Source organism: Neobacillus novalis NBRC 102450 (assembly GCF_001591805.1).
Taxonomy (GTDB): domain Bacteria; phylum Bacillota; class Bacilli; order Bacillales; family Cytobacillaceae; genus Neobacillus; species Neobacillus novalis.
This window is the reverse complement of record NZ_BCVP01000023.1, coordinates 1-22156: the sequence shown is the minus strand read 5'-3', so window position 1 is coordinate 22156 and position 22156 is coordinate 1. Positions and strand designations below refer to the sequence as shown.

Below are 22156 nucleotides of genomic sequence, written 5' to 3'. Positions count from 1 at the left end.
TGACCTATGGAAATAATACTATTTTTTGTATATGATAAGAGGGAATATTATGAAAATAACTATGCCATGGGTGGGGTTCCATTGATTCTTTTAGACTATATTATGAATCTCTCTATTTTTTCGCTACTGGTTAGTACACCACTAGTTATTCGCTCGTTTATTAAACTTAAACCGTTCAAGCGGGTCCGGCTTTGGGGCGGTATATATGGGGGAATTGTCTCCTGCATCCTCGTTATGTTATCTTTCCAGCAGCAAGGCTATACCTATGACATTCGGTATGCCATTGTCATTCTGATATTTGCTTATTTTGGCCCAATGGCAGGCCTCATTACCGGGGGTTTTGCATTATCCGCACGATTGTTTGCCAGCGGTCATTGGATGCCAGCTATTATTGGCTGGTCCGCCATCATGATTGGTTTTTCAATCATTCATTTGTACACAAAACGGCTCACGCCGGTAAAAAAATGTTTTTATTTATATGGAACTTACATCGTTATCTACCTAATCACTGTACCACTTGTTTTCAATGTTTTTCGAGACAAGCCACTCTTTCATCTTCAATACGTGCTGTTTGTAATGTTTGGGGTAATGATAGGGGGATTACTAATTGAATCCTACTTAAAGCTGCATCGAATCATTACTGAAAAAGACCGCATGGAGGTATCCTTGGCCGAAAGTGAGGCAAAATACCGGCTGATTGCTGAGAACACCTCCGATCTGATAAAGATAATGGGTAAAGATCAGTTGATTAGTTACTTTTCACCATCCCATGAGCTGGTTTTGGGCTACCAAAACACTGAATTGGAAAAGGCGGAATTATGTAAATTCATTCATCCGGACGATATTTTTATGTTTCAAAATACGATTAAGGCCCTTTTTGAAAAAAAAGAATCGCTATCGATGGAATTCCGTTTCAAACATAAGAATGGAAGTTGGATTGAATTTGAGTCCCGCTGCATGCCTGTCCGGGGAGAAGCAAATTCCATCGAGTATATCGTGATGATAAGCCGGGATATATCTGAACGGAAAAAGGCAGAGGGATTTCTGTTGCAATCTGAAAAGCTGTCGATTGTCGGGGAGTTAGCGGCAGGGGTTGCCCATGAAATTCGGAATCCGCTGACGACGATAAAAGGTTTCGTTCAGCTTTATAAAGCTGAAAACAGTTCGATCGTGTATAACGACCTGCTCTTAAGTGAACTGGAACGGATTGAAACGATTACAAGTGAGCTGCTTTCGTTGGGAAAGCCTCAGGCGATCCAGCTTGATCGGACGAATTTACGGGAATTAATCGAGAAAACGCTCGAATTACTTTCTCCAGAGGCCTTGATGAAGGATATTCAATTTAACCAAAAGTTCGAGGAAACTGCCTTTTTTATTACTTCTGAGAAGAATCAATTAAAACAAGTATTCCTTAATGTCCTAAAAAATGCGATGGAAGCAATGCCCGATGGGGGAGAAATTACGATTGAGCTGCGAAAAGGTGCGGAGGACGACTGTGTAATCTCTTTTCAAGACCAAGGCTGCGGCATCCCGGAAGAACTGTTGCCACGCTTAGGAGAGCCTTTTTACACCTTGAAAGAAAAAGGAACAGGACTCGGTTTAATGATCTGCAAAAAAATAATAAAACAGCACCATGGCAGCATCACCTACCAAAGCAAAGAAAAAGAAGGAACACTAGTCGAAATTAAACTGCCGATGGTGAACTGATGAAGAAAATTGGGTGTCAGGCACCGCTCGTGGACAAATGTCCGTCTGGGGTGGACACTAATATAAGGATGGGTTAGTTTTTTCTGGATTACCTTTAGGCTATCCAGGTTGTATTTATTAATCTTGGAAAAGAAATATCCCATTGATTTCCATATAATATGGTGTTATGATAATTGCAACTATAGCGAAATGGAGGTTTTCCCTGTGTATTTTTGCAGATTGCGATTCCAAACTTTGAACCGTTAATTGAATAACGTTCAAATCTCTGCCTGCTGTGCAGAGTAAATGGGATTGGTCTGCCTATATAGGGGAACCTTTTTTTTACGGTATGTGAAAAAGAGGGGGCGAGTCTACCTCTTTTTTGTGGTCTTTAAAAATAAATATTGGATAAGTGGAATGCCTTTTACACCTGTACTTTGCATTACTAGCGAAGAACTAGTGTCTGGTCATTTTGCAATCTGAACCCAATAGTAAGGCAGATAGGTTCGCGGCTTTATCGGTTTATTGATCATGATTTTTCCATTTTCTTAAGCACAGGCAGAAGTCTGTGTTTTTTTATTGCATTTTCAAAATGGAATGGAGGAATTTAACCATGAGGGAAAAACAAAAAGCGCTTTTAATTGGTGCAAATATTCATCATCAAGCTGACTTTTCCTATTCAATGAAGGAATTGGCGAACCTCGCTGCCGCCTGCCAAATCGAGTCAGTCGCTGAAGTGACACAAAATCTAAACCGAATTAATAAAACTCATTATATCGGAACTGGAAAAATCGAAGAGACGCTGCGGCTGCTTGAAGAGACTGATGCTGAAATCGTCATTTTTAACGATGAGCTGTCAGCCACGCAAATTCGAAATCTTGAGGAAGAGCTCGGCAGACGTGTCATTGACCGGACAATGTTGATATTAGATATATTTGCGACTCGGGCGAAAACGAGAGAGGCCCAGCTTCAAGTCGAAGTGGCTCGCCTAAAGTACATGCTCCCAAGGATTGTCGGCCAGCGGGAATCGTTAGGGCGGCAAGGCGGAGGTGTCGGCCTTAAAAATAGGGGGGCTGGTGAAACCAAATTAGAGCTCGATCGCCGGAAAATCGAAGCAAAAATCGTCGCTTTGAATAAGGAACTAGAGGCGCTCGTCTCACAACGGGAAACACAGCGCAATCAACGCAAGAAGAGCGGTGTGCCGCTTGTTTCCTTAGTCGGCTATACGAATGCAGGCAAATCAACGATTATGAATGCGCTTCTCAGAAGATCTCATCAATCTTTCAATAAACAAGTATTTGAGAAGGATATGTTGTTCGCGACCCTTGATACATCCGTTAGAAAAATAAAACTGGCCAATCACCAGCCATTTTTACTGTCTGATACGGTTGGATTTGTTGATAAGCTGCCGCATCATCTCGTCAAAGCCTTCCGGTCGACATTGGAGGAAGCAGCAACAGCGGATTTATTGATTGTTGTCGTTGATTTTTCAAGTCCTAATTATCAAAAACTAATTGACGTTACCAATCAAACGTTAAAAGAGATTGGGATTGAAAATGTTCCTGTGATTTACGCTTATAATAAAGCGGATTTAGTGGATATTGAAATTCCGCAGTTGAGGGGTGAAAGTCTGTATCTTTCAGCGAAACAAGAAGTCGGAATCGAGGAGTTAGCTAAGATGATCAGCGGGCGGATTTTTAAAAATCAAATCCATTGCAACCTGCTGATCCCTTTTGACGATGGCCGATTAGTTTCCTACCTTAACGAGAATGCGAATGTGCTTTCAACGAGCTATGATGATAATGGCACAAAGCTAACCGTGGAATGTAATCGAAATGATTTTGAAAGGTATCAGCAGTATGTAATCTGATACTCTAGGAACGGTGGCAGGCATTTTGTTCATCATTAACTTATGAAATAAGGAACCTTATCATAAATAGGGGCGGAAAACGGCAATAAAATTTGACATGTTTAAATGAATAAATACGTAAAAACTCGCCATAAAAAATTGGCGAGTTTTCTTGACTCATACAAAAATAAGCAGAACTTGCTAAATACCTTAATGTTGACTAATATTTATTTCCTTTAAATGACGAAGAATTTGAAAAATTTGTCCTCGATGGTTTGATTCATGTTCGATAAGATGGTAGATTACCCACTCTGGTGTAACATCATAGTGAGTTAGACTTCTCGCGGTTCGCCAATCCTTTATGTCCATAGAACGAAAATGGAAAAGCAATTCATCACGTACCGATTTTAGACGGTGTAAATGTTCTTCTATGTTCTGACCCTCAATGTGCGTCAAAGTGTTATCGCTATTATGGTTTTCAAAAGGAAATAACGAACGAATCTTTGGATTCCATTTACCGCCAAGAACTTCTTCATACAGCCAGTCCGCTTCAATTAGTGCAATATGGTATAACAAGGATCCGATTGAGTGCCCGCCACTTAGTCTTTTATCAAGCAAATCTTGGTTCAATCCCAATACTCTTTTTAAAAGCGGTCCCCTTACATCCTCTAGGCACCATACCCAGCGGCCAATCTCCGGTTCAAAATCTGGCAACGGTACTACGCTTAAATCATCTCGCATCTACGTTTCAATCCCCCTAATGAATTGGGCTCACGCAGTTTATAGGGGTAATTATACGTTCACCCTTTTATTAAATTCACCCCGTAAAGTGTCATCGTAATTTTCATAAAAACAACGCCTCCTTCAATAGTGGTTGAGATAAATTATACCACATAGAGTGAATTATTGTAATAATAATTATATTCAGAGTTGTCAAAAACCGCCCCTTAAACAGGTTCGGTGAACCTTATCATAAGTTAATTTACTTTAGAAAATGAGCAATGCTTTTGGCTTATTCAATCATCAGATGACTTTGGAACGGCTGAAGATTGGGACGAGGTCACCCATGCTCCACAAATATGGCAGTAAAAAATGAAACTATTTTTAAAATCAAACAGTATATATGTAGAGATGCTTTTTTATTTTTGTTTTCAGAATTAGGGGGATCAGGATGAGTATTATTTCAAGATTTAATGATATTATGGAAAGCAATATCGAGGCAATATTGGATAAGGCTGATGACCCAGATAAAATGATTAAGCAGTATTTAAAGAAACTTAACAGCGAGTTAGGGAAGTTAAAAGCGGAGACGGCATCAGTGATGGCTGAAGAGCAGCGAGCAAAAAGGGCATTAAATGATTGCCACGATGACATGGAAAAAATGGAGCGCTATCGCCTCAAGGCATTAGAAGCTGGTAATGAAGGGGATGCGAGGAGGTTTCTCGAAAAGAAAGCAGCATTAGCGGTAGAATTATCGGCATTGCAAGCCTCTTATCAACTAGCTTCATCAAACGCCCTGCAAATGAAACAAATGCATGACAAACTGATCGCGGATATCAGTCAACTACCCGGGGATGCGGGGACAGGAACTTTGTCCCAATTCGATAGATAGAAAGAGAGAGGGACAATATTCCAGACCCGGTGTCCCCAAAGAGGTGATGAAAATATGATTCTTCATTATAAATGTCCCGGCTGCGGGAGTGATATGGGCTTTGACGCTGAATCGGGCGAATTATCTTGTGAAGCTTGCGGCAGGCACGAAAATATTGAAAATTATCCGGAAGAATTGAAGTCGGTACGATTTTCGGAGGATGAGGCGAACGAATACCATTGCGAGAATTGTGGGGCTGTTCTTATTACAGAGGCTGAAACAGCCGCAACAAGCTGCAGTTTCTGCGGAGCGGGTGTTGTCATCGCCGACAGATTATCGGGTACTCTTGCACCGGCAAAGGTCATTCCTTTTACCATAAGCAAGGAAGAGGCAACGAAGGCGTTTCAAAAATGGTGCAGAAAAGGGCTGCTTACTCCGAAAGGCTTCATGAATGCAGACCGTATTAAGAGTCTGACAGGCATGTATATTCCATTTTGGTTATTTGATTTAAATAGTAAGGTGCAAGTAAATGCCACATGTACAAAGGTTAGAACCTATGAACAGGGTGATTATATTTATACAGAAACCAAGTATTATGATGCCTTTCGCGATATCAACCTTGATTATGTCAAAATCCCTGTTGATGCATCAGAAAAGATGAATGATCAATTAATGGATAAATTGGAGCCATACCCATATGATCAATTAAAGGATTTTAAAACCCCTTATTTAGCGGGATATATTGCGGAAAAATACAATTATACTGACGAGGAACTGCTCCCACGGGCGAAAGATAAAATTAGCGGTTATATTGAATCCTATATTCAATCCACTCTAACAGGCTATCATTCAGTAAATTATACGAATAAACATATTGATACAAGAAACAAGAACAGCGATTATGTTTTACTGCCGGTTTGGATGGTTAGCTATGATTATAATAATTCTGAGTATACGTTTGCGATGAATGGCGAGACGGGAAAAATAGTCGGAAAACCGCCAATCAGCACATCTAAAGTGGCGATGTGGTTTAGCGGCATCACAGCTGGAACTTTCTTAGCGTTAAAATGTGTCTCTTTAATGATGGGAGGCGGGTTTTGGTGAGCAGGATTTTTCTGCAAAAACGAGGATTATTTTTCTTAATGATAGTGTTTCTTATGCTGCTGCCCCTAGCAATGCCGGTCAAAGCGGAAAACTTTGACCGGAGCCAGTATATCTATGATTTTGCCCATTTACTGACGGATCAAGAGGCTGCAGACCTTCAAAATTTGGCAAAAGAACTGGGTGAAGCAAGGGAGACTGCTTTTATCATCCTCACGGTAAGTGGAACAGATGGAAAGGATATCGTTCAATATGTGGAGGATTTCTATGATGAAAATGCTCCCGGGTATGACCAGCCGCATGGAAATACCGCAATACTAGCCATCGATATGCAAGAACGGGATATCTATTTGGCGGGTTTTAAAAAAGCAGAGCAGTATTTGGGTGATGGTCGGCTTGATCAGATTCGTGAAAACATTACCCCTGATCTATCAGATGGTCACTACTTTCAAGCCTTTTTGGCATTTATAACTACTTCCCATGAGTACATGGGCTATGAGCCAAGTGATGGCAGCAGCTCGGATGGATATTCAGGCTATGGGCCTGGTGAAAGTTCGGATGGGTACAATGGCAATGATTCAGGGGCCGACCCGGAGAATATATTTTTTCAATGGTGGTTCCAATTAATTGCCTCCATTATCGTGGCTGCTGTGATTGTTGCGATTATGGCCTATCGCTCCGGCGGCAGAGTCACGGTAAATGCGGGGACCTATATGAATAGTGATCAGTCAAGAGTACTAAACAAATATGATAACTTTGTCAGACAAACAGTGACGAAGCAAAGAAAGCCGTCTAATAATACAAATAGTGGCGGCGGAGGCGGAATCACTGGCGGCGGCCACTCGCATAGCGGCAGCAGTGGCAAATTCTAAAAGTAGAAGGGAGCAGCTGATCGATGTCTTTTTTTAAAAATCAATTTGCAAATGTTGTAGAATGGCAAGAATTTAGAGATGATATGATTTTTTATAAATGGAGCAATCGTGAAATCAAAAAGGGGAGCAGACTGATTATTCGACCTGGTCAAGATGCGATTTTTTTTAACAATGGAAAAATCGAAGGGGTGTTTCGGGATGACGGTGAGTACGATATCGAATCGCAAATCATCCCTTTCTTATCGACCTTAAAGGGATTCAAGTTTGGCTTCAATAGCGGCATGCGGGTAGAGGTGCTGTTTGTGAACACGAAAGAGTTTGTGGTGAAATGGGGCACGCAAAATGCAATCAATATCCCAACACTCGGACTTCCTGGCGGCATGCCGATTCGTGCGAACGGAACCTTTAATTTTAAAGTACATGATTATATTGCCTTAATCGATCAAATTGCCGGTGTGAAGGATCAATATTTCGTGGAGGATGTCAAAATTCGCATCACATCTATCCTTGACCAGCTCCTGATGAAATGGATTACACGGGAAGGGAAGGATATGTTCAATCTTCAAGCCAACTCTTTCGACATTTCAAAAGGAATTCAAGAAGATTTAGACATGCAGATGATCAAGAGCGGCATCACGATCACTGGGTTTACTGTCATGAGCTTCAGTTATCCAAAAGAGATTCAGGACATGATTACCAAAAATGCTTCGCATGGCATGGTAAGTGATGTTGGCAGGTACCAGCAAATCTCACTTACAGATGGCATGGCCTCTGGAAAAATGAGCGGAGGCGGAGCGGCATCTGATATGGCCGGAATGATGATGGGGATGAATATTGCGGGCAAAATGATGAATCAAATGAATCAGAATCAGCCTGCACCACCGCAAGATGCACAACCACCTGTACAACCAAATGGAGGCGGCCAAAAGAAACCAAACTTCTGCCCGAATTGCGGCGAAAAAACAGGTGCAGCCAATTTCTGCCCTAATTGTGGGGAAAAACTTATTTAGCAAAAAGCGCGGGGATCGTTCGATTGCTTCTTAGAAAGCAAAGAACCGTCTCCGCGCTACTTTTTTGTTCATTATTACTTATGATGCGGTGAACCGTATCATAAGTAAGTGCGGTTTTCTGAAAAATAGTACAGCACCTTCACCGAATAGTGGTAGAGATCCTGTTTTGTTGTTTGGCTGATTAGATGAATATTTGTTACATGTATCAAGAAATGGAAAATGCTCATTAAATATTTTAAGGAAACATAAGATGTTTTAATGGGGGTGTGGTGCATGGGGAAACGAAAACGAATGTTAGTAAATAAAATGTTTCTGATGTTGACGACTTTATTGATGTTTTTTTCCATTAGCGGGTGTGGTAAAAGCGACGTAAAAGAGGAAACAGAGGGAACAGCTCCCTTGAGTAAAGAAGAAGGAAAAGCTCCACAAAAAAAGGACAATGAAACACCTGCTTCACCGAAAGATGAACTTGCAGAGTCAGCTATTCCGCCTATTGCCACTAGAATGACACATTATATGGAAGTGAAACAAAAAGCATATGAGATGTTGGACCCTATGTTGGAAACCGTCTCAAAAGAAAATCCAATGGCCTCTATTTCTTTGATGGGCTTGTTTAGCACAGATATTCCTTTAATGCCATTAGCGATGTTGTCTGGCGTTCCTAAAACAGGACAGAATGTTTGGGAAGGGCCGGTGATGAATCAAGATAGTAAAGGTCACGTTGAATTGAAAGGCGATATTTGCATGTTCGACCTGGAAATGAAATCAGAAGATGAGACTATTCAAAGTATGAATATTTCAGGTGAATATGATACGAAAACTGAATCCCTAAAAGCTAGTTTTTCAGTTAATGGCAAAGAAACAAAGGTATTTGAGTTTGTCCCTTCCGGAGATGGATATGTGAGTCAGTTATTTACAATGGAAAACGGAGAAACTACCCTAATCAAGCAGGTTTTTAATGAAAATACACTTTATATGGGAGTTTTTAAGGATAGCAGCAAGCAGGAAAGTATTTACAAACAAAATGTTGAGTTCAGTGAGAACTTTGTTAAAAATAATTTCATGATGATTGTAATTGAAAACGGAAAAGGCTATACAATCATTGAGAATAAAAAGTACGAATATTAACTGTCAACAGCCCGATGCGAATAAGCAAAGGGCTGTTCAATCTTATAAAGAAGTTTTTGATTTGTACGAACTCCCCACCTTTTACCAGCTTTTACATAGTTGAATCAATACTTTGTTTACTTTTTGACAGAGACTGATGGCACGGAATCAGATACCAAAAAACCGCAGTCAAGACTACTGCAGATTGTTATTGATTAAATCGAGAATTAATAATACAAATTGGCAAACAAGTTTTTCCGTCCGCGTCCTCAATCAATCATTTGATTTAATGTGGTAAAAGCGTAACTTATTTTAAATGTGATATATACTATAGGTGAGAAAGGAGCGTGGATATTTTGAAAAAAGGTTTTATGGCAATCGGAATTGTTATTGCGGTCATTGTTGTTTTTGGCCTTATGTTCATGTCCAGCTATAACAACTTTGTCAATTCCGAAGAAAACGTGAATCAGTCTTATGCTCAAATAGAAAATCAACTGCAAAGAAGGCTGGATTTAATTCCAAACCTTGTAAATACGGTGAAAGGCTATGCCGCACATGAAAAAGAAGTGATTACTTCCATTTCCGATGCCCGTGCCCGACTCGCCGGGGCGAAAACACCGGGTGAGGAAGCAACTGCGAACGCCGAATTATCAGGGGCGTTAAGCCGTTTGCTTGTCGTTGTTGAAAATTATCCAGACCTGAAGGCCAATCAGCAGTTTGCGCAATTAATGGATGAGCTTGCTGGAACGGAAAATCGAATCTCTGTTGCCCGGAAGGATTATAATGACCAGGTCGCTGTGTTTAACAAAAAAGTAAAGCAATTTCCCGGAGCGATAATCGCAAGAATTGCCGGGTTTAATGAAAAGGAATATTTCAAAGCGGATCCTAAAGCGCAGGAAGCGCCTCAGGTTGACTTTGGGGGCAATGGGTGATGAATGCGAAACGGATCTTCAGCCTTCTATTGGTGTTTTTCACCTTTCTACTAGGTGCAGCAAATGCACTTGCTGAGGATGTTCAAATTCCCGTACCTGTGGGAGATATTTATGTACAGGATTTTGCCCATGTTTTAAACGAAAACGAAAAGGCTGAGTTAATCAATTTAGGCAGAAGCCTTGAAAATCGAACGACAGCGCAGGTTGCCGTTTTGACGATCCCGACAATCGGGGATCGAACAATAGAGGAATTTGCCGTTGAGGCATTTCGAAAGTACGGAATTGGAAACAAAAAGGAAAACAACGGGGTCTTACTCGTTTTAGCGATGAAGGAACAAAAGGTAAGAATTGAAGTGGGTTATGGGCTCGAAGGCAGAATTCCTGATGGAAAGGCTGGACGAATTCTTGATGAGAATGCTGTTCCCTATCTAAAGAATCAACAGCCAAATAATGCTGTTGTTGCAACTTACAAAGTTCTGGTGAAAGAAGTACTTGCTGAATATGGCGTTGAGGGAGAAGGGCAGTCAGCACCTAAGAATGAAGGGATCGGGATTCCGCCATGGCTCCTCATTATTATTGTAGTTGTCGTCGTGTTCCTTGACTTTAAATTCTTTGGCGGCACCCTTACTTATCTTCTGCTTTCTATCTTGTCTAGGGGTGGCGGAAGAGGCGGCGGTGGTTCCCGCGGCGGCGGGGGAGGTTCGTCCGGAGGCGGCGGTGCTGGCCGGGGTTGGTAGTAATTGTTGGTTGTCATTTTTAGGTGTCAGGCACCATGTGAATTTTTCACATGGTGCCTCTTTTCTCATTTGATAGAAAAACTAAACAAACATTAATCCAGTCTGTATATTTTTCCAGTAAATGTATAATTAGCCAAAACCCCCTGAAAAGTAGCCAAAACCCTATAAAAAATAGCCAAAACATTTTCTCGAAGAATAATGAACCTAAAAAACGACCTCTTTAAGGCCGTTTTACAAATAATTTTAGGAAAAAAGTCAGTTTCCATCTAAAAAATGCCTGATTTATTCCTCATATTCCGCCAACATCTCATCAATGGTAAATTTCAAGCCACAAAACATCGACCAATAACTATAATCTCGCATGCCTAATTTTGACAAGCAGTGGACAGTTGTCCATTTCACTGAGGCTATTATTGCATACCTTTATAAAAAGTAAACAATAAAAGCTGAAATGGGTGATCAACGGAATGTTTAGTTTAAGCGGGGCAGAAATTAGTCATTTTTTGATGGCTATGGGATGTTTATTAGCAATGGCACATTTATTAGGGTATTTAGCGGAGCGAATATTCATTCCACGAGTTATAGGGGAGGTTGCTGCAGGCTTAGTCCTTGGTCCAACACTATTAGGACATTTCTTCCCGGATGCATTTAAATGGATATTTTTGGGTTTTGCCGGTGAGGACAAATTGTTTGGGCTGCTTTATCAGTTTGGTTTACTGCTATTGATGTTCTGCTCGGGGCTTAAATTCCAGACGAAATTTAATAAAGAAGACGCAAAAATCACCTCGGCATTAGTAATTGGTGCGACCATTCCGGCGTTCATCGTCGGCTGGCTTGCCGCGGGATGGTTTAACATCACTCCCTATCTAGGAACAGCCAACAACACCTTAGCTTTCAAAATTGTCATTGCAATATCCATTGCTGTGACATCTATCCCTGTCATTTCCAAAATATTTAATGACCTTGGAATTATGCATACTCGCTTTGCAAAAATTGTAATTGCCTGTGCTGGAATCCATGACGTGCTGCTTTGGATTGCATTAGGATTCGCCACTGCGATTGCTAGCGAAGGGGGCGTCTTTACTGTAGGTACTGCGGTGAAAAGTTTCTCTATATCGACTGCGTTTATTCTTGGCACCTTGTTTCTTGGCTACGTGTTATTTAAACGAATGACCGTCATTAAACAGAATCTCTTGTTCAGGTCATCCAATTTAGGATACTTCTTATTTATTATGTTTATGCTTGCATCACTTGCCGGTAATCTTCATGTTGAGGCAATCTTTGGTGCTCTGCTTGCAGGGATTGTTGCAAAAGTAGCCTTGCCAAAAGTGGTGTCTGAACGGCTGGAACAAGGGGTGTCAAATATCTCCTTTTCGTGGTTTATCCCGATCTACTTTGCGACGGTGGGATTACAATTGGATCTTGTAAGACACTTTAACCCATTGTTCTTCCTTGGCTATCTATTATTTGCAACATTAACACAGACGATAGCTGTTTATATTACTTCCCGTACCATTAAGCAGGACCCTTTTACAAGTTTAAACTTAGGATTAGCGATTAATGACCGGGGTGGTCCTGGCATCGTCCTCTCCTCCGTAGCCTATTCGACGGGTATCATTAACCAGGAGTTTTTCGCCATCCTTGTTATGTTAGCGCTTGTGACTTCCTGGATTCCGGGAACTTGGCTGCGGATTGTTGTAAGTAAAGGCTGGAGACTAATGCCAGGCGATGAGAAAATAGTTCCTCGAAAAAGAAATGACGACGATACTTTTAAAACAATAAATTATCCAGCTAAGTAGAAGCCGGGGATACCCGGTTTTTCCAATAGTATATTGATAGGGGTGTCAGGCACCATGAAATAGGAGCCTGATACTTTTTTTGGTATGATATTAGTTTTCCAGTAAATGTCTAATTAGCCAAAACCCTTTAAAAAGTAGCCAAAACACCCTGAAAAATAGCCAAAACCCTTGAAAAAAAAGCCAAAACCACCTGAAAAGTAGCCAAAACCCTATTAAAAATAGCCAAAACATTTTCTAGAAGAATAATGAGCCTAAAAACGGCCATTTTAAGGCCAATTTACATACTATTTTAGGAAAAAATTCAGTTCCCATTAATAAAGCGCCTAATTTATTCCCCTTATTGCGTTAACCTCTCATCAATGGTAAATTTCATGTCATAATAAACGTCTAAACCAAAAACGGGTGCCTGACACCCGAAGTTGTTATAATCTTTTTAAAAAGGGCTGTGATAGTAATGTGTTTAATTTTGTTTGCCTATCAAGTACATCCGGTATATAAACTCATCGTGGCGGCGAATCGTGATGAATTTTATCAGAGGCCGACTGCACCGATCCATTACTGGGCAGAGAGTCCTGAAATCCTCGCGGGAAGGGATCTAGAAAAAATGGGAACTTGGATGGGAGTGACCGCCAAAGGGCGTTTTGCGGCCCTGACCAACTATCGCAATCCTCAAGAGTTAACCGAAGGGAAACGGTCGCGTGGCGAACTGGTGGCAGAAGCCTTGAAACACAAAGGGAATGTAAAGGATTATCTGCAAGGCCTTGTTAAGAACAATCATGACTATCCTGGCTATAACCTGCTTGCGGGCGATGCAAATGAGTTGTTTTATTATTCGAATATTGGGCAGATGCTGCAAAAGATTGAGCCTGGTATTCATGGTGTGAGCAATCACCAATTAAATACCGAATGGCCTAAGGTGAAATTAGGCAGGGAAGGTCTATCGGAAATCTTAACAGGAAAACAAGAGGATTTGACAGACAAGCTTTTCGAGCTCCTCCAGCATTCAGACCCTGCACCGGATGGTATCCTTCCTAGTACAGGCGTTTCATTAGAGTGGGAAAGAATGCTTTCTCCGCTGTTTATCAAAAGTGAGCATTACGGGACAAGAAGCTCAACTGTTTTATTGATGTCGGAAAAAGAAATTCAATACGGAGAACGTGTCTTTTCAAAAGATGGTATAAATAATCAGCAATATACGATAACACTATGAGGCATTTTTTCAGTTGCAGGGGATTGTTGTCGTTCATGGTTCGTGACACCTAATTAATGATTTCATAGACACCGATCAAAATAGCAGGAGGCCGGAGACAAGGCTTAGAATATTTGGATTGGAAAGTTATACATTCCTATCGGCTAAAAAGAAAAACTCCTCGAGTTCAAGGAGTTCCAACATCAGGATGTTATTTATCGATCATTCCCAGCAGCCTTTTTTTTCGCCAATAGGTATAAAAAATAAGGCAGCCGAGCAGGAATGTGACAATCAAATAAATACTATATTTAGAAAGATTTGTTCCAACGAGGATCCAGTTCTCACCGAGCACCCTCCCGAGGGTTATGAAAGTAAAACACCAGGTTACCGCGCCTAAATAGGCAAATAGGGCAAACCTTCGATAGGAATAGCCATTAATCCCGGCAAGATAGGCGGTAATATGGCGGACGCCCGGGATAAAAAAGCCGGCAAATAAGAGAAAAGGTCCAAATTTCAAAAAAAGTTTTCTTGTTTTACTCACTTTTTCTTCCGTAATATGTAATTTAGGGCCAAACTTTATTAAAAATGGCAGACCTAGTTTTACACCTAAAAAATAACTAAGCGAAATACCGCCACATGCCCCAGCAAAGGCAGATAGCAGTGAAGGTAAGTAAGACATTTTGCCTCCAAAAACGTTATATCCTACATAAGTCAGCAAAACCTCATCAGGGATCGGGAGCCCAATAATACCTCCCACCAACGCAATGATAATGCCAAAATACCCATAGTGTTCAATTAAATGATTCAAATGCTGCATAAAACTTACACATCCTATTTCAATATAGATAATTACCGTCATTATTTTCTGCTAAAAGGGCGGGAAAAATGTAAGACCTTTGTTGTATATTACCCAATTTTAACTCCGACGGTCGCATTGTTTAGTTTTAGAGTGAATATAGTAGGGGTGATAGGAGGGAAGCTGCATGCCAATTGAGTGGAATGATAAGGAAAAAGTGTTTCATTTATATAATGGCAGGGTTAGTTACATCATTCAGATTGTCCTAGGGAAGTATCCTGCTCATTTGTATTGGGGCAGGCAGGTGAAAATGCGACAGCCTTCCTCCATCCTTGCCTTTAAGGGCAGGGCGTTTTCGCCAACGACAGAACCGGGTGCCCCCAAGTTTTCGCTTGATACACTGCCCCAAGAATATCCGGAGTATGGAAATGGGGATTTTCGTTCGCCTGCCTATCAGCTGCGTTCCGCTGATGGGTCAACGATTACAGAATTTGTTTACAATTCTCATGAGATTTTTCAAGGGAAACGCCCGCTAAAGGGATTGCCTGCTGCCTATGTCGAGGATGATTCAGAGGCGGATACATTAGTCATCACGCTTGTTGATTCAATGCTTGGGGTTGGGATGAACCTCCATTATACAATCTACCGTGACCTTGATGTCATTACAAGGTCTGTTTCCTTCGAGCACCTTGGGAGCAGGGAAGTGGAATTACATAAATGTATGAGTATGTCCGTCGATTTCCATCAAGCGGACTGGGACTGGCTCCATCTGCACGGGACTTGGAGCCGGGAACGTCATATTGAACGCTCCTCCCTACACCATGGGATGCAAACCATTTCTTCCGCCAGGGGGGCAAGCAGCCATCAGCATAATCCGTTTGTTGCCCTTCTCTCGAAAAATGCGAATGAAGAGTCCGGCGATGTTTATGGGGTTAGTTTAGTGTATAGCGGGAATTTCCAAGCTGCCATTGAAGTTGACCCTTTTCAAACAACAAGGCTCAGCATCGGGATTAATCCATTTGATTTTACCTGGCTGTTAAAGCCGGGGGAAACATTTCAAACTCCTGAGGCGATTATGGTCTATTCTTCAGATGGCCTTGGTGGAATGTCCAGAACGTATCATAAATTACTGCGGACCAGGATTTGCCGCGGTGTTTATCGCGACAAAATCCGCCCGATTCTAATTAATAATTGGGAGGCCACTTATTTTGATTTTAATGAAAAAAAGTTAAAGAAGATTGCCGAAGCCGGAAACGAGCTGGGAATTGAGCTGTTTGTCTTGGATGATGGCTGGTTTGGGCATCGTGACAACGATAAAAGTTCGTTAGGAGATTGGATCGTATATCGGAAGAAACTGCCGAATGGATTGGCAGGATTGGCTGATTATATTGGAAAGAAGGGGATGCAATTTGGATTGTGGGTCGAGCCGGAAATGGTATCGCCAGACAGTGAATTGTATCGCAGGCATCCCGATTGGTGCCTGCATGTGCCGGGGCGGCGGCGGACGCTGTCAAGAAATCAATTGGTCCTTGACCTAAGCCGTGAAGAGGTTTGTGAATACTTAATCGATACGCTCTCAAAGGTGTTCAAGAGTGCCTCGATTTCTTATGTCAAATGGGACATGAACCGAAATATGACCGAAATTGGTTCGGCAGCGCTTCCGCCTGAAAGGCAAAAGGAAACTGCACACCGTTATATGCTAGGCTTGTATCGGATTTTAGAAAAACTAACCGACCGCTTTCCCGCAATTTTGTTTGAAAGCTGCTCGGGAGGCGGCGGCCGTTTTGATCCGGGCATGCTGTATTACATGCCTCAAACCTGGACGAGTGATGATACCGATGCGGTCGAACGGTTAAAAATTCAATATGGAACAAGTCTCGTATACCCAGCGATTACGATGGGGGCCCATGTCTCAGATGTGCCAAACCACCAGGTCGAGAGAACGACCCCACTGTTAATGAGATGCCATGTGGCGATGGCGGCAAATTTGGGTTTTGAATTAAACATCGATAAACTGAGCGATAGGGACAAAACGTTAGTTGCCGAACAAATCCAACAATATCATCAAATCAAAGACCTAGTTTGTTTTGGTGACCAATTCAGGCTGTTGAGTCCGTTTGCTGGTATGGATACGGCATGGATGTATGTTTCGCCCAAACAGGAACGTGCGGTTGTTTTTTATTATAAAACATTGGCAATGCCGAATCCCCCCTTTTTCCGGTTGAAATTGCGCGGACTTAAGCCTGAGGATACTTACCGAGTAAATAAAGGTGATAAGGTTTTTTACGGGGATGAGCTTATGCAAATTGGCTTAACGCTTCCATTAATTAAAAAAGATTTCAGTTCATTTCTTTATCAAATTGAACAGGTAAATTAGAATCGAAAACCTCCGTCCTCGGATGTTTTAAAATTTTTAAAAAATAATGAAATTCCGACTTGACGCATAGGAATATATGTATTAGAATTTTCAATAAATTAACTAAGGAGGGGATTTGATGAATACCGTTCTGATCATTGTGAACGTAGCTGTTTTACTATTACTTATTTTTGGTTTGTTCATGATGCAAAAAAAGCATGTTTCTTTTTCAAAACGTGTTTTTACTGCATTAGGTTTAGGTATTATTTTTGGTTTTATTATTCATTTAATCTACGGTACTACACACGAAGTTACAGCAGGTTCCATTGATTGGTTTAGCATTGTCGGCAGCGGTTATGTAAAACTTTTACAAATGGTAGTTATGCCGCTTATATTCATTTCCATTGTCGGGGCGTTTACGAAATTAAAATTAACCAAAAATATCGGAAAAATCAGTTTTCTCGTTATCGGGATTTTGCTTGCAACGACGGCCATTTCTGCCGCTATTGGAATTGGTTCTGCCTTAGGATTTGGTCTTGATGGCATCCATCTAAACGAAGGTGATGCAGAAAAGGCGAGGAATGCTCTTTTACAAGAAAAAGTGGTAAGCGTTGAAAATATGACGATTCCACAGCAAATCATTGAACTTGTTCCAAGTAATCCATTTCAAGATTTAACAGGAGCGCGTCCAACTTCCACAATTGCAGTCGTTATTTTTGCAGCCTTTATAGGGATTGCTTATCTTGGGGTCAAACGGAAGGATCCGGAGCATGGGGAGTTTTTCGCGAAAATCATCGATACGTTGTACGCTGTTATTATGAGGGTTGTTACGCTAATCCTGCGTCTAACACCTTATGGCATCTTAGCGATTATCACCAAGGTAACAGCGACAAGTGATTATGATGCGATTGCGAAACTAGGTAAGTTTGTCATTGCTTCCTATGCGGCGCTCATTCTTATGTTCATTGTGCATTTACTGCTAATATCATTTGCAAAATTAAGCCCTGTGAACTATGTGAAAAAGGCATTACCAACGTTAACCTTTGCGTTTACTTCACGTACAAGTGCAGGGACCTTGCCAATGACAATCAAAACACAAACAAAAGACTTTGGTGTTTCTGAAGGAATTGCCAACTTTGCCGGTTCTTTCGGACTTTCAATCGGCCAAAATGGCTGTGCCGGAGTTTACCCAGCGATGTTAGCTGTAATGGTTGCTCCATCGGCTGGAATTAATCCGACAAGTCCATCGTTTATTCTCACGCTAATTCTAGTTGTGGCGATTAGTTCCTTTGGTGTCGCAGGTGTTGGCGGCGGGGCAACCTTCGCAGCGCTAATCGTGTTATCTGTCATGAACCTGCCAATTGCGATAGTCGGACTGCTAATCTCAGTCGAGCCGCTAATTGACATGGGACGCACCGCCCTAAACGTCAGCGGCGCCATGACAGCAGGCGTATTAACAAGCAAAGCAACAGGAGAACTAGAAACCGAAATATACCAACAACCAAACGTTGTAGAAGCTTAAATAAATAAAGGGTGTCAGGCACCATAGAAACACATTTGTCCACCCCACGTGGACACTTCTGTAGTGCCTGATATCCTATTTCTTTCCGCTGCTGGATAGCTAAAAATGGCTATCCATTTTTTGTGTCTGGAAAAGGGGCGGAGCGCCACTTTAGTTTTGTCTTGAACTGGTCGAATGACTTGGAATTATTAGGTTGGAAAACTGTTCAAACGTTTGTTTAAATACAAGTATAGGACTGTTTTTTCGAGTTCGTTCATCCGAACCCCGGGAAACTTTAAAATATTTTATAAATTCCTCCAACACTTTGCGGTCTTCAACCGTTACCTATATGAGAACGTAAGGAAAGTAAAGTTTCTTCACTTAAATGCAAAGCCAAGAGGCAGTCTTCAAAGTAAAAATTCTTCAATATTAACCCAAATGATGATGTGATAAAAAAACAAAAGTGGTGATCAAAGTGGGAGTGAGTGATTTATATGAAAGGCTAAAAGACGATCTGCATCGCTATGCGCGGTCAATAGCTCGGCATGAACCAGAAGCGAATGACCTCGTTCAGGATGCGGTGCTTAAGGCATTAAAGGAAGAAAAGATACTTACTTTACCAGACTATAAGCAGCGGGCATGGTTCTTCCGTGTCATGAAAAACAAAATGATTGATGAACGAAGAAAAGAAAAACGGTTAACAGAGTGGGAAGACGATTTAGACTTTTCTATTCAGGAGGCTGCTCATAGCCACCTAGAAGTAACCGAACTCTTATCCCACTTGCCGCAGGCAACAAGTGATTTGATTTTTAAACGCTATTGGCTGGGGCTTTCAAGCCAGGAAATCGGCAGTCAATTGGGGCTGCCAGCTGCAACGGTGCGTTACAAACTTCATTTAGCTATCAAAAAATTAAGAACGGTACTAGAGGAGGAAAAATAATGAATCAACGAATTGGAAATGTTGGCTTGTTAAATTTGCTGGATGCGACAGTAGAAAGTATTAAGGGAATCGAACGAATTGAAAATGTCGGAAGGGTACTTTACCGAAAAGGGAATGCCCATCTTTTAACGGCGCTGAATATTGGAAATATTGGTTCGACCTGTGAGGTACCAGAGGGCTATAGCCATTTTAAAGGAATACTGAAACTCGATGAGGCCTACCTGAAATCTATTTCGGAGCCGATACATCTACTGGTGAACGGCGAAGTTATTGTTGACAAAAACGTTCATCCTGATTATTTAAAAAAAGGGCTGCTTCATTTAATGGTAAATGGGAAGGTTTATAGTCCTGCTCATCTTTCCGGCCTACTTAGCCCTATTATCTCCAAAGGGGTATTTGAGCTTGAAAGCTATCAAGAGACTCCGCCACGGATGGAAAGCGGTAAATTCACCTTAACAAATTCATACCTCGAAGCCATTGATGAGCAAGCATATTTAGTTGTAAGTGGAGTGCTTTCATTTTCAAAAGATTTAAACATGGAAAAATTCGATGATAAAATTAGCAGGTTGGAAGTCAGTGGAAAAATATCCCTTTACGAAGAGCAGGAAGCCTTTTTATATAAAAAAACAGCTTCTTTAGCGGGTTGTAAGATAGAGGTGATTCCAGCAGGATATGAGGTGTTAAATAGGACTCTGCGGTTAAATAACCGTTCGATTCGCCGCTTCAAACAAAAGAATTTATATACAAAAAAGCCGATTTTGTTTGATGCAGATGTAACAAGAGAAATAATCACCGAGTCCATCGGCAAAATTCACTCCACATCTGTTATCGTTTGCCATGAGCAGGTAGAAGACCTAATGTATGAACTCACAAGCCTGCTGCTGGATACAGAAATTTTATCCTACGAAAATAGCTTTTTTATCATTGAGGGGGAAGAAGTCTGGTCGAACGAACAATTCCTCGCCTTAGATGAACCGACTAATTTTATCGTTAATGGCAAGCTTATTCTTGATAAAGATGTAAGCGAAGAGGTGCTGCGAAATAAGGTTGTAGAAATAGATATCCTTGGGGAGATAACGGTCCGCGATAAGAAATTAAAAGGCGTTCTTCAGAACATCGTCCGAGTGAACGCAGGAAGTGTTGAAGAAGAAAAGTTAAAGGAACAAGGGGCGGCTCTTCATAATGTTGGTGAACTATCTCTTTAAGAAAGGGAGGAAGAGAAATGTTTCATATGAATGAATATACTCTCAAGCAACGAATGAAAGATGTCCAAGAGGGATATAAACAATGCCAGTCGGAGCGGTTTAGTTGGTTTGCAAAAAAGAGAAAAGGAAGTTCATTTTGGAAAAAGCTCTTAAGTCGTTTGATAGGTCGTGGTGAAAAGGTTGTGGTGAGCAAGGGAAGTAAACCGGCAACTTTAATGAGAGAATAGCTGTAGGTGGAAAATACTTTAATAAGGGATAAAAACAACGATGCTCTCGAAAGAGCATCGTATTTTTTCTATTGGAATTGTCATTCTTATTGCTCTCTATCTGTTTTTTTCGTACCTTTGCTAACATATGGTTTGGCGCTTTTTGCTTTGTTGGCGCCGGCTTGCCAGCGATTCCAGCCCTTCTTGCCAGTTCCTCTGCCAGTTCCGCTTTTTCCCTTAGCTTTACTCATATAACCACTCCATTATTCTTGTTCGTTCAGCTAACCGTCGTTTGGTTAGTTTAACACAAACCACTGTAATTAGCCCGGAAAAATGTTAGATCAATAATTGCAGAAAAGCCCCATGGAAATTTAATACCCTCCTAATTTCCCATAAAAGGGTTTTCCCTAGCAATTGCCGAATAAAAGGTAAGAATCATTTCTCCAATTGGGGGTAGTTAAAATGTCTTTGGATATGCAAACATTATTTTTGATCGATCAAAAAGATGGCTTAGGTCTAGAGTTCAGCAAATTGGTTTCAATGATGAATTACACGAGAGCAACGACAATGGAAGTGGTAAAAGATTTATCGGTTGAGGAGCTGGACTTTCTTTATGATGACGAGGCGAATTCAATCGGAATGCTGTTAGCCCATATGGCTGCCGTTGAAAAAGCGTACCAAATTGAAAGCTTTGAAAACCGGGATCTAACGGATGAAGAAGTTTGTCAACTGAATCCTGGACTAGACTTAGGAAGCAGCGCAAGAGAGCAAATCAAGGGGAACACAATTGATTATTATCTGGAACAATTAGCTGATGTTAGAAACACGACAATTGAAACGTTTAAAACCCTGCCTGATGAATGGTTATTCGAGCAAACTCCGTTTTGGTGGAACCGCCCTGCAAACAATTACTTTAAGTGGTTTCATGTGTTTGAAGACGAGTTGAGCCATCGCGGGCAGATTCGCATTATCAAAAAAATGATGCGCAAACTTAAAGAGTCTTAAATGGAGTCAAAGAGGTTGGGTCACTTATAATATGCCAGTTATCTAAGGGATCGGCCCTGAACAAAGCAGCTTAACCTACACTGCTGCTTTGTTTACATATTATTGCTTCTTATTTTAAAAAAACTTTAGAAAAGGTATTGACCAATCTATTAATCTCCTGTAATATATGAAAAGTCGTCAGCAAGACGAAAGAAAACAAAAAAAGTTGTTGACATTAACAACTTGAAATGTTATTCTAATATAGTTGCTTTAAATGAAGTGGCTAGAAATTGTT

General features: G+C 41.1%; 19 protein-coding genes and 1 pseudogene. 17 read left to right on the top strand and 3 right to left on the bottom strand.

The window, feature by feature from the left end:
- Positions 1-81: 81 nt before the first annotated feature.
- Both BANVL01_RS17050 and hflX read left to right on the top strand, forming a co-directional pair.
- Complete coding sequence (locus BANVL01_RS17050; protein ID WP_066097243.1) at positions 82-1707, top strand: ATP-binding protein; 1626 nt, start codon at positions 82-84, stop codon at positions 1705-1707.
- Positions 1708-2299: 592 nt separating this feature from the next.
- Positions 2300-3556, top strand: a complete 1257-nt coding sequence (gene hflX / locus BANVL01_RS17045; protein ID WP_066095993.1) for a GTPase HflX — start codon at positions 2300-2302, stop codon at positions 3554-3556.
- A 189-nt stretch (positions 3557-3745) separates the two neighbouring features.
- On the opposite strand, the gene BANVL01_RS17040 is transcribed toward hflX, so the two are convergent.
- Entirely contained in the window at positions 3746-4276 is a 531-nt protein-coding gene (locus BANVL01_RS17040) for a DinB family protein (protein WP_066095996.1), read from the bottom strand.
- Positions 4277-4706: 430 nt separating this feature from the next.
- Between BANVL01_RS17040 and BANVL01_RS17035 the strand changes: the two are divergent.
- From BANVL01_RS17035 to BANVL01_RS16995, 9 genes and pseudogenes are all read left to right on the top strand, one after another.
- Positions 4707-5102, top strand: a pseudogene (locus tag BANVL01_RS17035) (PspA/IM30 family protein); the annotation flags it as partial.
- Between the two features lie 99 nt (positions 5103-5201).
- Entirely contained in the window at positions 5202-6230 is a 1029-nt protein-coding gene (locus BANVL01_RS17030; protein ID WP_066148011.1) for a TFIIB-type zinc ribbon-containing protein, read from the top strand.
- Positions 6227-7099: a TPM domain-containing protein gene (locus tag BANVL01_RS17025; RefSeq protein ID WP_235845633.1), complete on the top strand. Its 873-nt coding sequence runs from the start codon at positions 6227-6229 to the stop codon at positions 7097-7099. Before BANVL01_RS17030 ends, BANVL01_RS17025 begins: the two co-directional genes overlap by 4 nt.
- Positions 7100-7122: 23 nt before the next feature.
- A complete protein-coding gene (locus BANVL01_RS17020) occupies positions 7123-8109 on the top strand; it encodes an SPFH domain-containing protein (RefSeq protein WP_066096003.1) in 987 nt (328 codons plus the stop codon).
- A 291-nt stretch (positions 8110-8400) separates the two neighbouring features.
- Positions 8401-9237, top strand: a complete 837-nt coding sequence (locus tag BANVL01_RS17015) for a hypothetical protein (protein ID WP_156482345.1) — start codon at positions 8401-8403, stop codon at positions 9235-9237.
- Between the two features lie 350 nt (positions 9238-9587).
- Positions 9588-10148, top strand: coding sequence for a LemA family protein (locus BANVL01_RS17010; protein ID WP_172800921.1), 561 nt, complete (start codon positions 9588-9590; stop codon positions 10146-10148).
- Positions 10148-10885: a TPM domain-containing protein gene (locus tag BANVL01_RS17005; protein ID WP_066096009.1), complete on the top strand. Its 738-nt coding sequence runs from the start codon at positions 10148-10150 to the stop codon at positions 10883-10885. The genes BANVL01_RS17010 and BANVL01_RS17005 overlap by 1 nt, the downstream gene beginning before the upstream one ends.
- Positions 10886-11352: 467 nt before the next feature.
- Positions 11353-12684, top strand: coding sequence for a cation:proton antiporter (locus tag BANVL01_RS17000; protein ID WP_066096012.1), 1332 nt, complete (start codon positions 11353-11355; stop codon positions 12682-12684).
- Positions 12685-13150: 466 nt separating this feature from the next.
- A complete protein-coding gene (locus tag BANVL01_RS16995; RefSeq protein WP_369689613.1) occupies positions 13151-13894 on the top strand; it encodes an NRDE family protein in 744 nt (247 codons plus the stop codon).
- A 190-nt stretch (positions 13895-14084) separates the two neighbouring features.
- Here BANVL01_RS16995 and BANVL01_RS16990 read toward each other — a convergent pair whose 3' ends face one another.
- Positions 14085-14732 carry a DedA family protein gene (locus BANVL01_RS16990; RefSeq protein WP_235845632.1) on the bottom strand — a complete coding sequence of 216 codons (648 nt, stop codon included), beginning with the start codon at positions 14730-14732 and terminating at the stop codon, positions 14085-14087.
- Between the two features lie 124 nt (positions 14733-14856).
- Between BANVL01_RS16990 and BANVL01_RS16985 the strand changes: the two genes are divergently transcribed.
- The 5 genes from BANVL01_RS16985 (at position 14857) to BANVL01_RS16965 (ending at position 20898) form a co-directional block, all read left to right on the top strand.
- Positions 14857-17046, top strand: coding sequence for an alpha-galactosidase (locus BANVL01_RS16985; protein ID WP_066096021.1), 2190 nt, complete (start codon positions 14857-14859; stop codon positions 17044-17046).
- A 118-nt stretch (positions 17047-17164) separates the two neighbouring features.
- Positions 17165-18547 carry an L-cystine transporter gene (locus BANVL01_RS16980; protein WP_066096024.1) on the top strand — a complete coding sequence of 461 codons (1383 nt, stop codon included), beginning with the start codon at positions 17165-17167 and terminating at the stop codon, positions 18545-18547.
- A 442-nt stretch (positions 18548-18989) separates the two neighbouring features.
- Positions 18990-19466, top strand: coding sequence for an RNA polymerase sigma factor (locus BANVL01_RS16975; RefSeq protein WP_235845630.1), 477 nt, complete (start codon positions 18990-18992; stop codon positions 19464-19466).
- Positions 19466-20671: a hypothetical protein gene (locus BANVL01_RS16970; RefSeq protein ID WP_066096030.1), complete on the top strand. Its 1206-nt coding sequence runs from the start codon at positions 19466-19468 to the stop codon at positions 20669-20671. Before BANVL01_RS16975 ends, BANVL01_RS16970 begins: the two co-directional genes overlap by 1 nt.
- Before the next feature lie 17 nt (positions 20672-20688).
- The gene (locus BANVL01_RS16965) at positions 20689-20898 is read left to right on the top strand and encodes a hypothetical protein (protein WP_066096033.1); all 210 of its coding nucleotides are present in this window, start codon (positions 20689-20691) and stop codon (positions 20896-20898) included.
- Positions 20899-20984: 86 nt separating this feature from the next.
- On the opposite strand, the gene BANVL01_RS26835 is transcribed toward BANVL01_RS16965, so the two are convergent.
- Complete coding sequence (locus BANVL01_RS26835) at positions 20985-21128, bottom strand: DUF3934 domain-containing protein (RefSeq protein ID WP_082805037.1); 144 nt, start codon at positions 21126-21128, stop codon at positions 20985-20987.
- A gap of 211 nt (positions 21129-21339) precedes the next feature.
- Here BANVL01_RS26835 and BANVL01_RS16960 point away from each other — a divergent pair, with 211 nt between their 5' ends.
- Complete coding sequence (locus BANVL01_RS16960) at positions 21340-21882, top strand: DinB family protein (RefSeq protein ID WP_235845628.1); 543 nt, start codon at positions 21340-21342, stop codon at positions 21880-21882.
- The last annotated feature ends 274 nt before the right edge of the window (positions 21883-22156 follow it).

Coding starts and splice junctions, on each gene's coding strand:
- hflX (WP_066095993.1), top strand. CDS start 2,300: ATGAGGGAAAAACAAAAAGCGCTTTTAATTGGTGCAAATATTCATCAT.
- BANVL01_RS17040 (WP_066095996.1), bottom strand. CDS start 4,276: ATGCGAGATGATTTAAGCGTAGTACCGTTGCCAGATTTTGAACCGGAG.
- BANVL01_RS17030 (WP_066148011.1), top strand. CDS start 5,202: ATGATTCTTCATTATAAATGTCCCGGCTGCGGGAGTGATATGGGCTTT.
- BANVL01_RS17020 (WP_066096003.1), top strand. CDS start 7,123: ATGTCTTTTTTTAAAAATCAATTTGCAAATGTTGTAGAATGGCAAGAA.
- BANVL01_RS17015 (WP_156482345.1), top strand. CDS start 8,401: ATGTTAGTAAATAAAATGTTTCTGATGTTGACGACTTTATTGATGTTT.
- BANVL01_RS17010 (WP_172800921.1), top strand. CDS start 9,588: ATGGCAATCGGAATTGTTATTGCGGTCATTGTTGTTTTTGGCCTTATG.
- BANVL01_RS17005 (WP_066096009.1), top strand. CDS start 10,148: ATGAATGCGAAACGGATCTTCAGCCTTCTATTGGTGTTTTTCACCTTT.
- BANVL01_RS17000 (WP_066096012.1), top strand. CDS start 11,353: ATGTTTAGTTTAAGCGGGGCAGAAATTAGTCATTTTTTGATGGCTATG.
- BANVL01_RS16990 (WP_235845632.1), bottom strand. CDS start 14,732: ATGACGGTAATTATCTATATTGAAATAGGATGTGTAAGTTTTATGCAG.
- BANVL01_RS16985 (WP_066096021.1), top strand. CDS start 14,857: ATGCCAATTGAGTGGAATGATAAGGAAAAAGTGTTTCATTTATATAAT.
- BANVL01_RS16980 (WP_066096024.1), top strand. CDS start 17,165: ATGAATACCGTTCTGATCATTGTGAACGTAGCTGTTTTACTATTACTT.
- BANVL01_RS16970 (WP_066096030.1), top strand. CDS start 19,466: ATGAATCAACGAATTGGAAATGTTGGCTTGTTAAATTTGCTGGATGCG.
- BANVL01_RS16965 (WP_066096033.1), top strand. CDS start 20,689: ATGTTTCATATGAATGAATATACTCTCAAGCAACGAATGAAAGATGTC.
- BANVL01_RS26835 (WP_082805037.1), bottom strand. CDS start 21,128: ATGAGTAAAGCTAAGGGAAAAAGCGGAACTGGCAGAGGAACTGGCAAG.
- BANVL01_RS16960 (WP_235845628.1), top strand. CDS start 21,340: ATGTCTTTGGATATGCAAACATTATTTTTGATCGATCAAAAAGATGGC.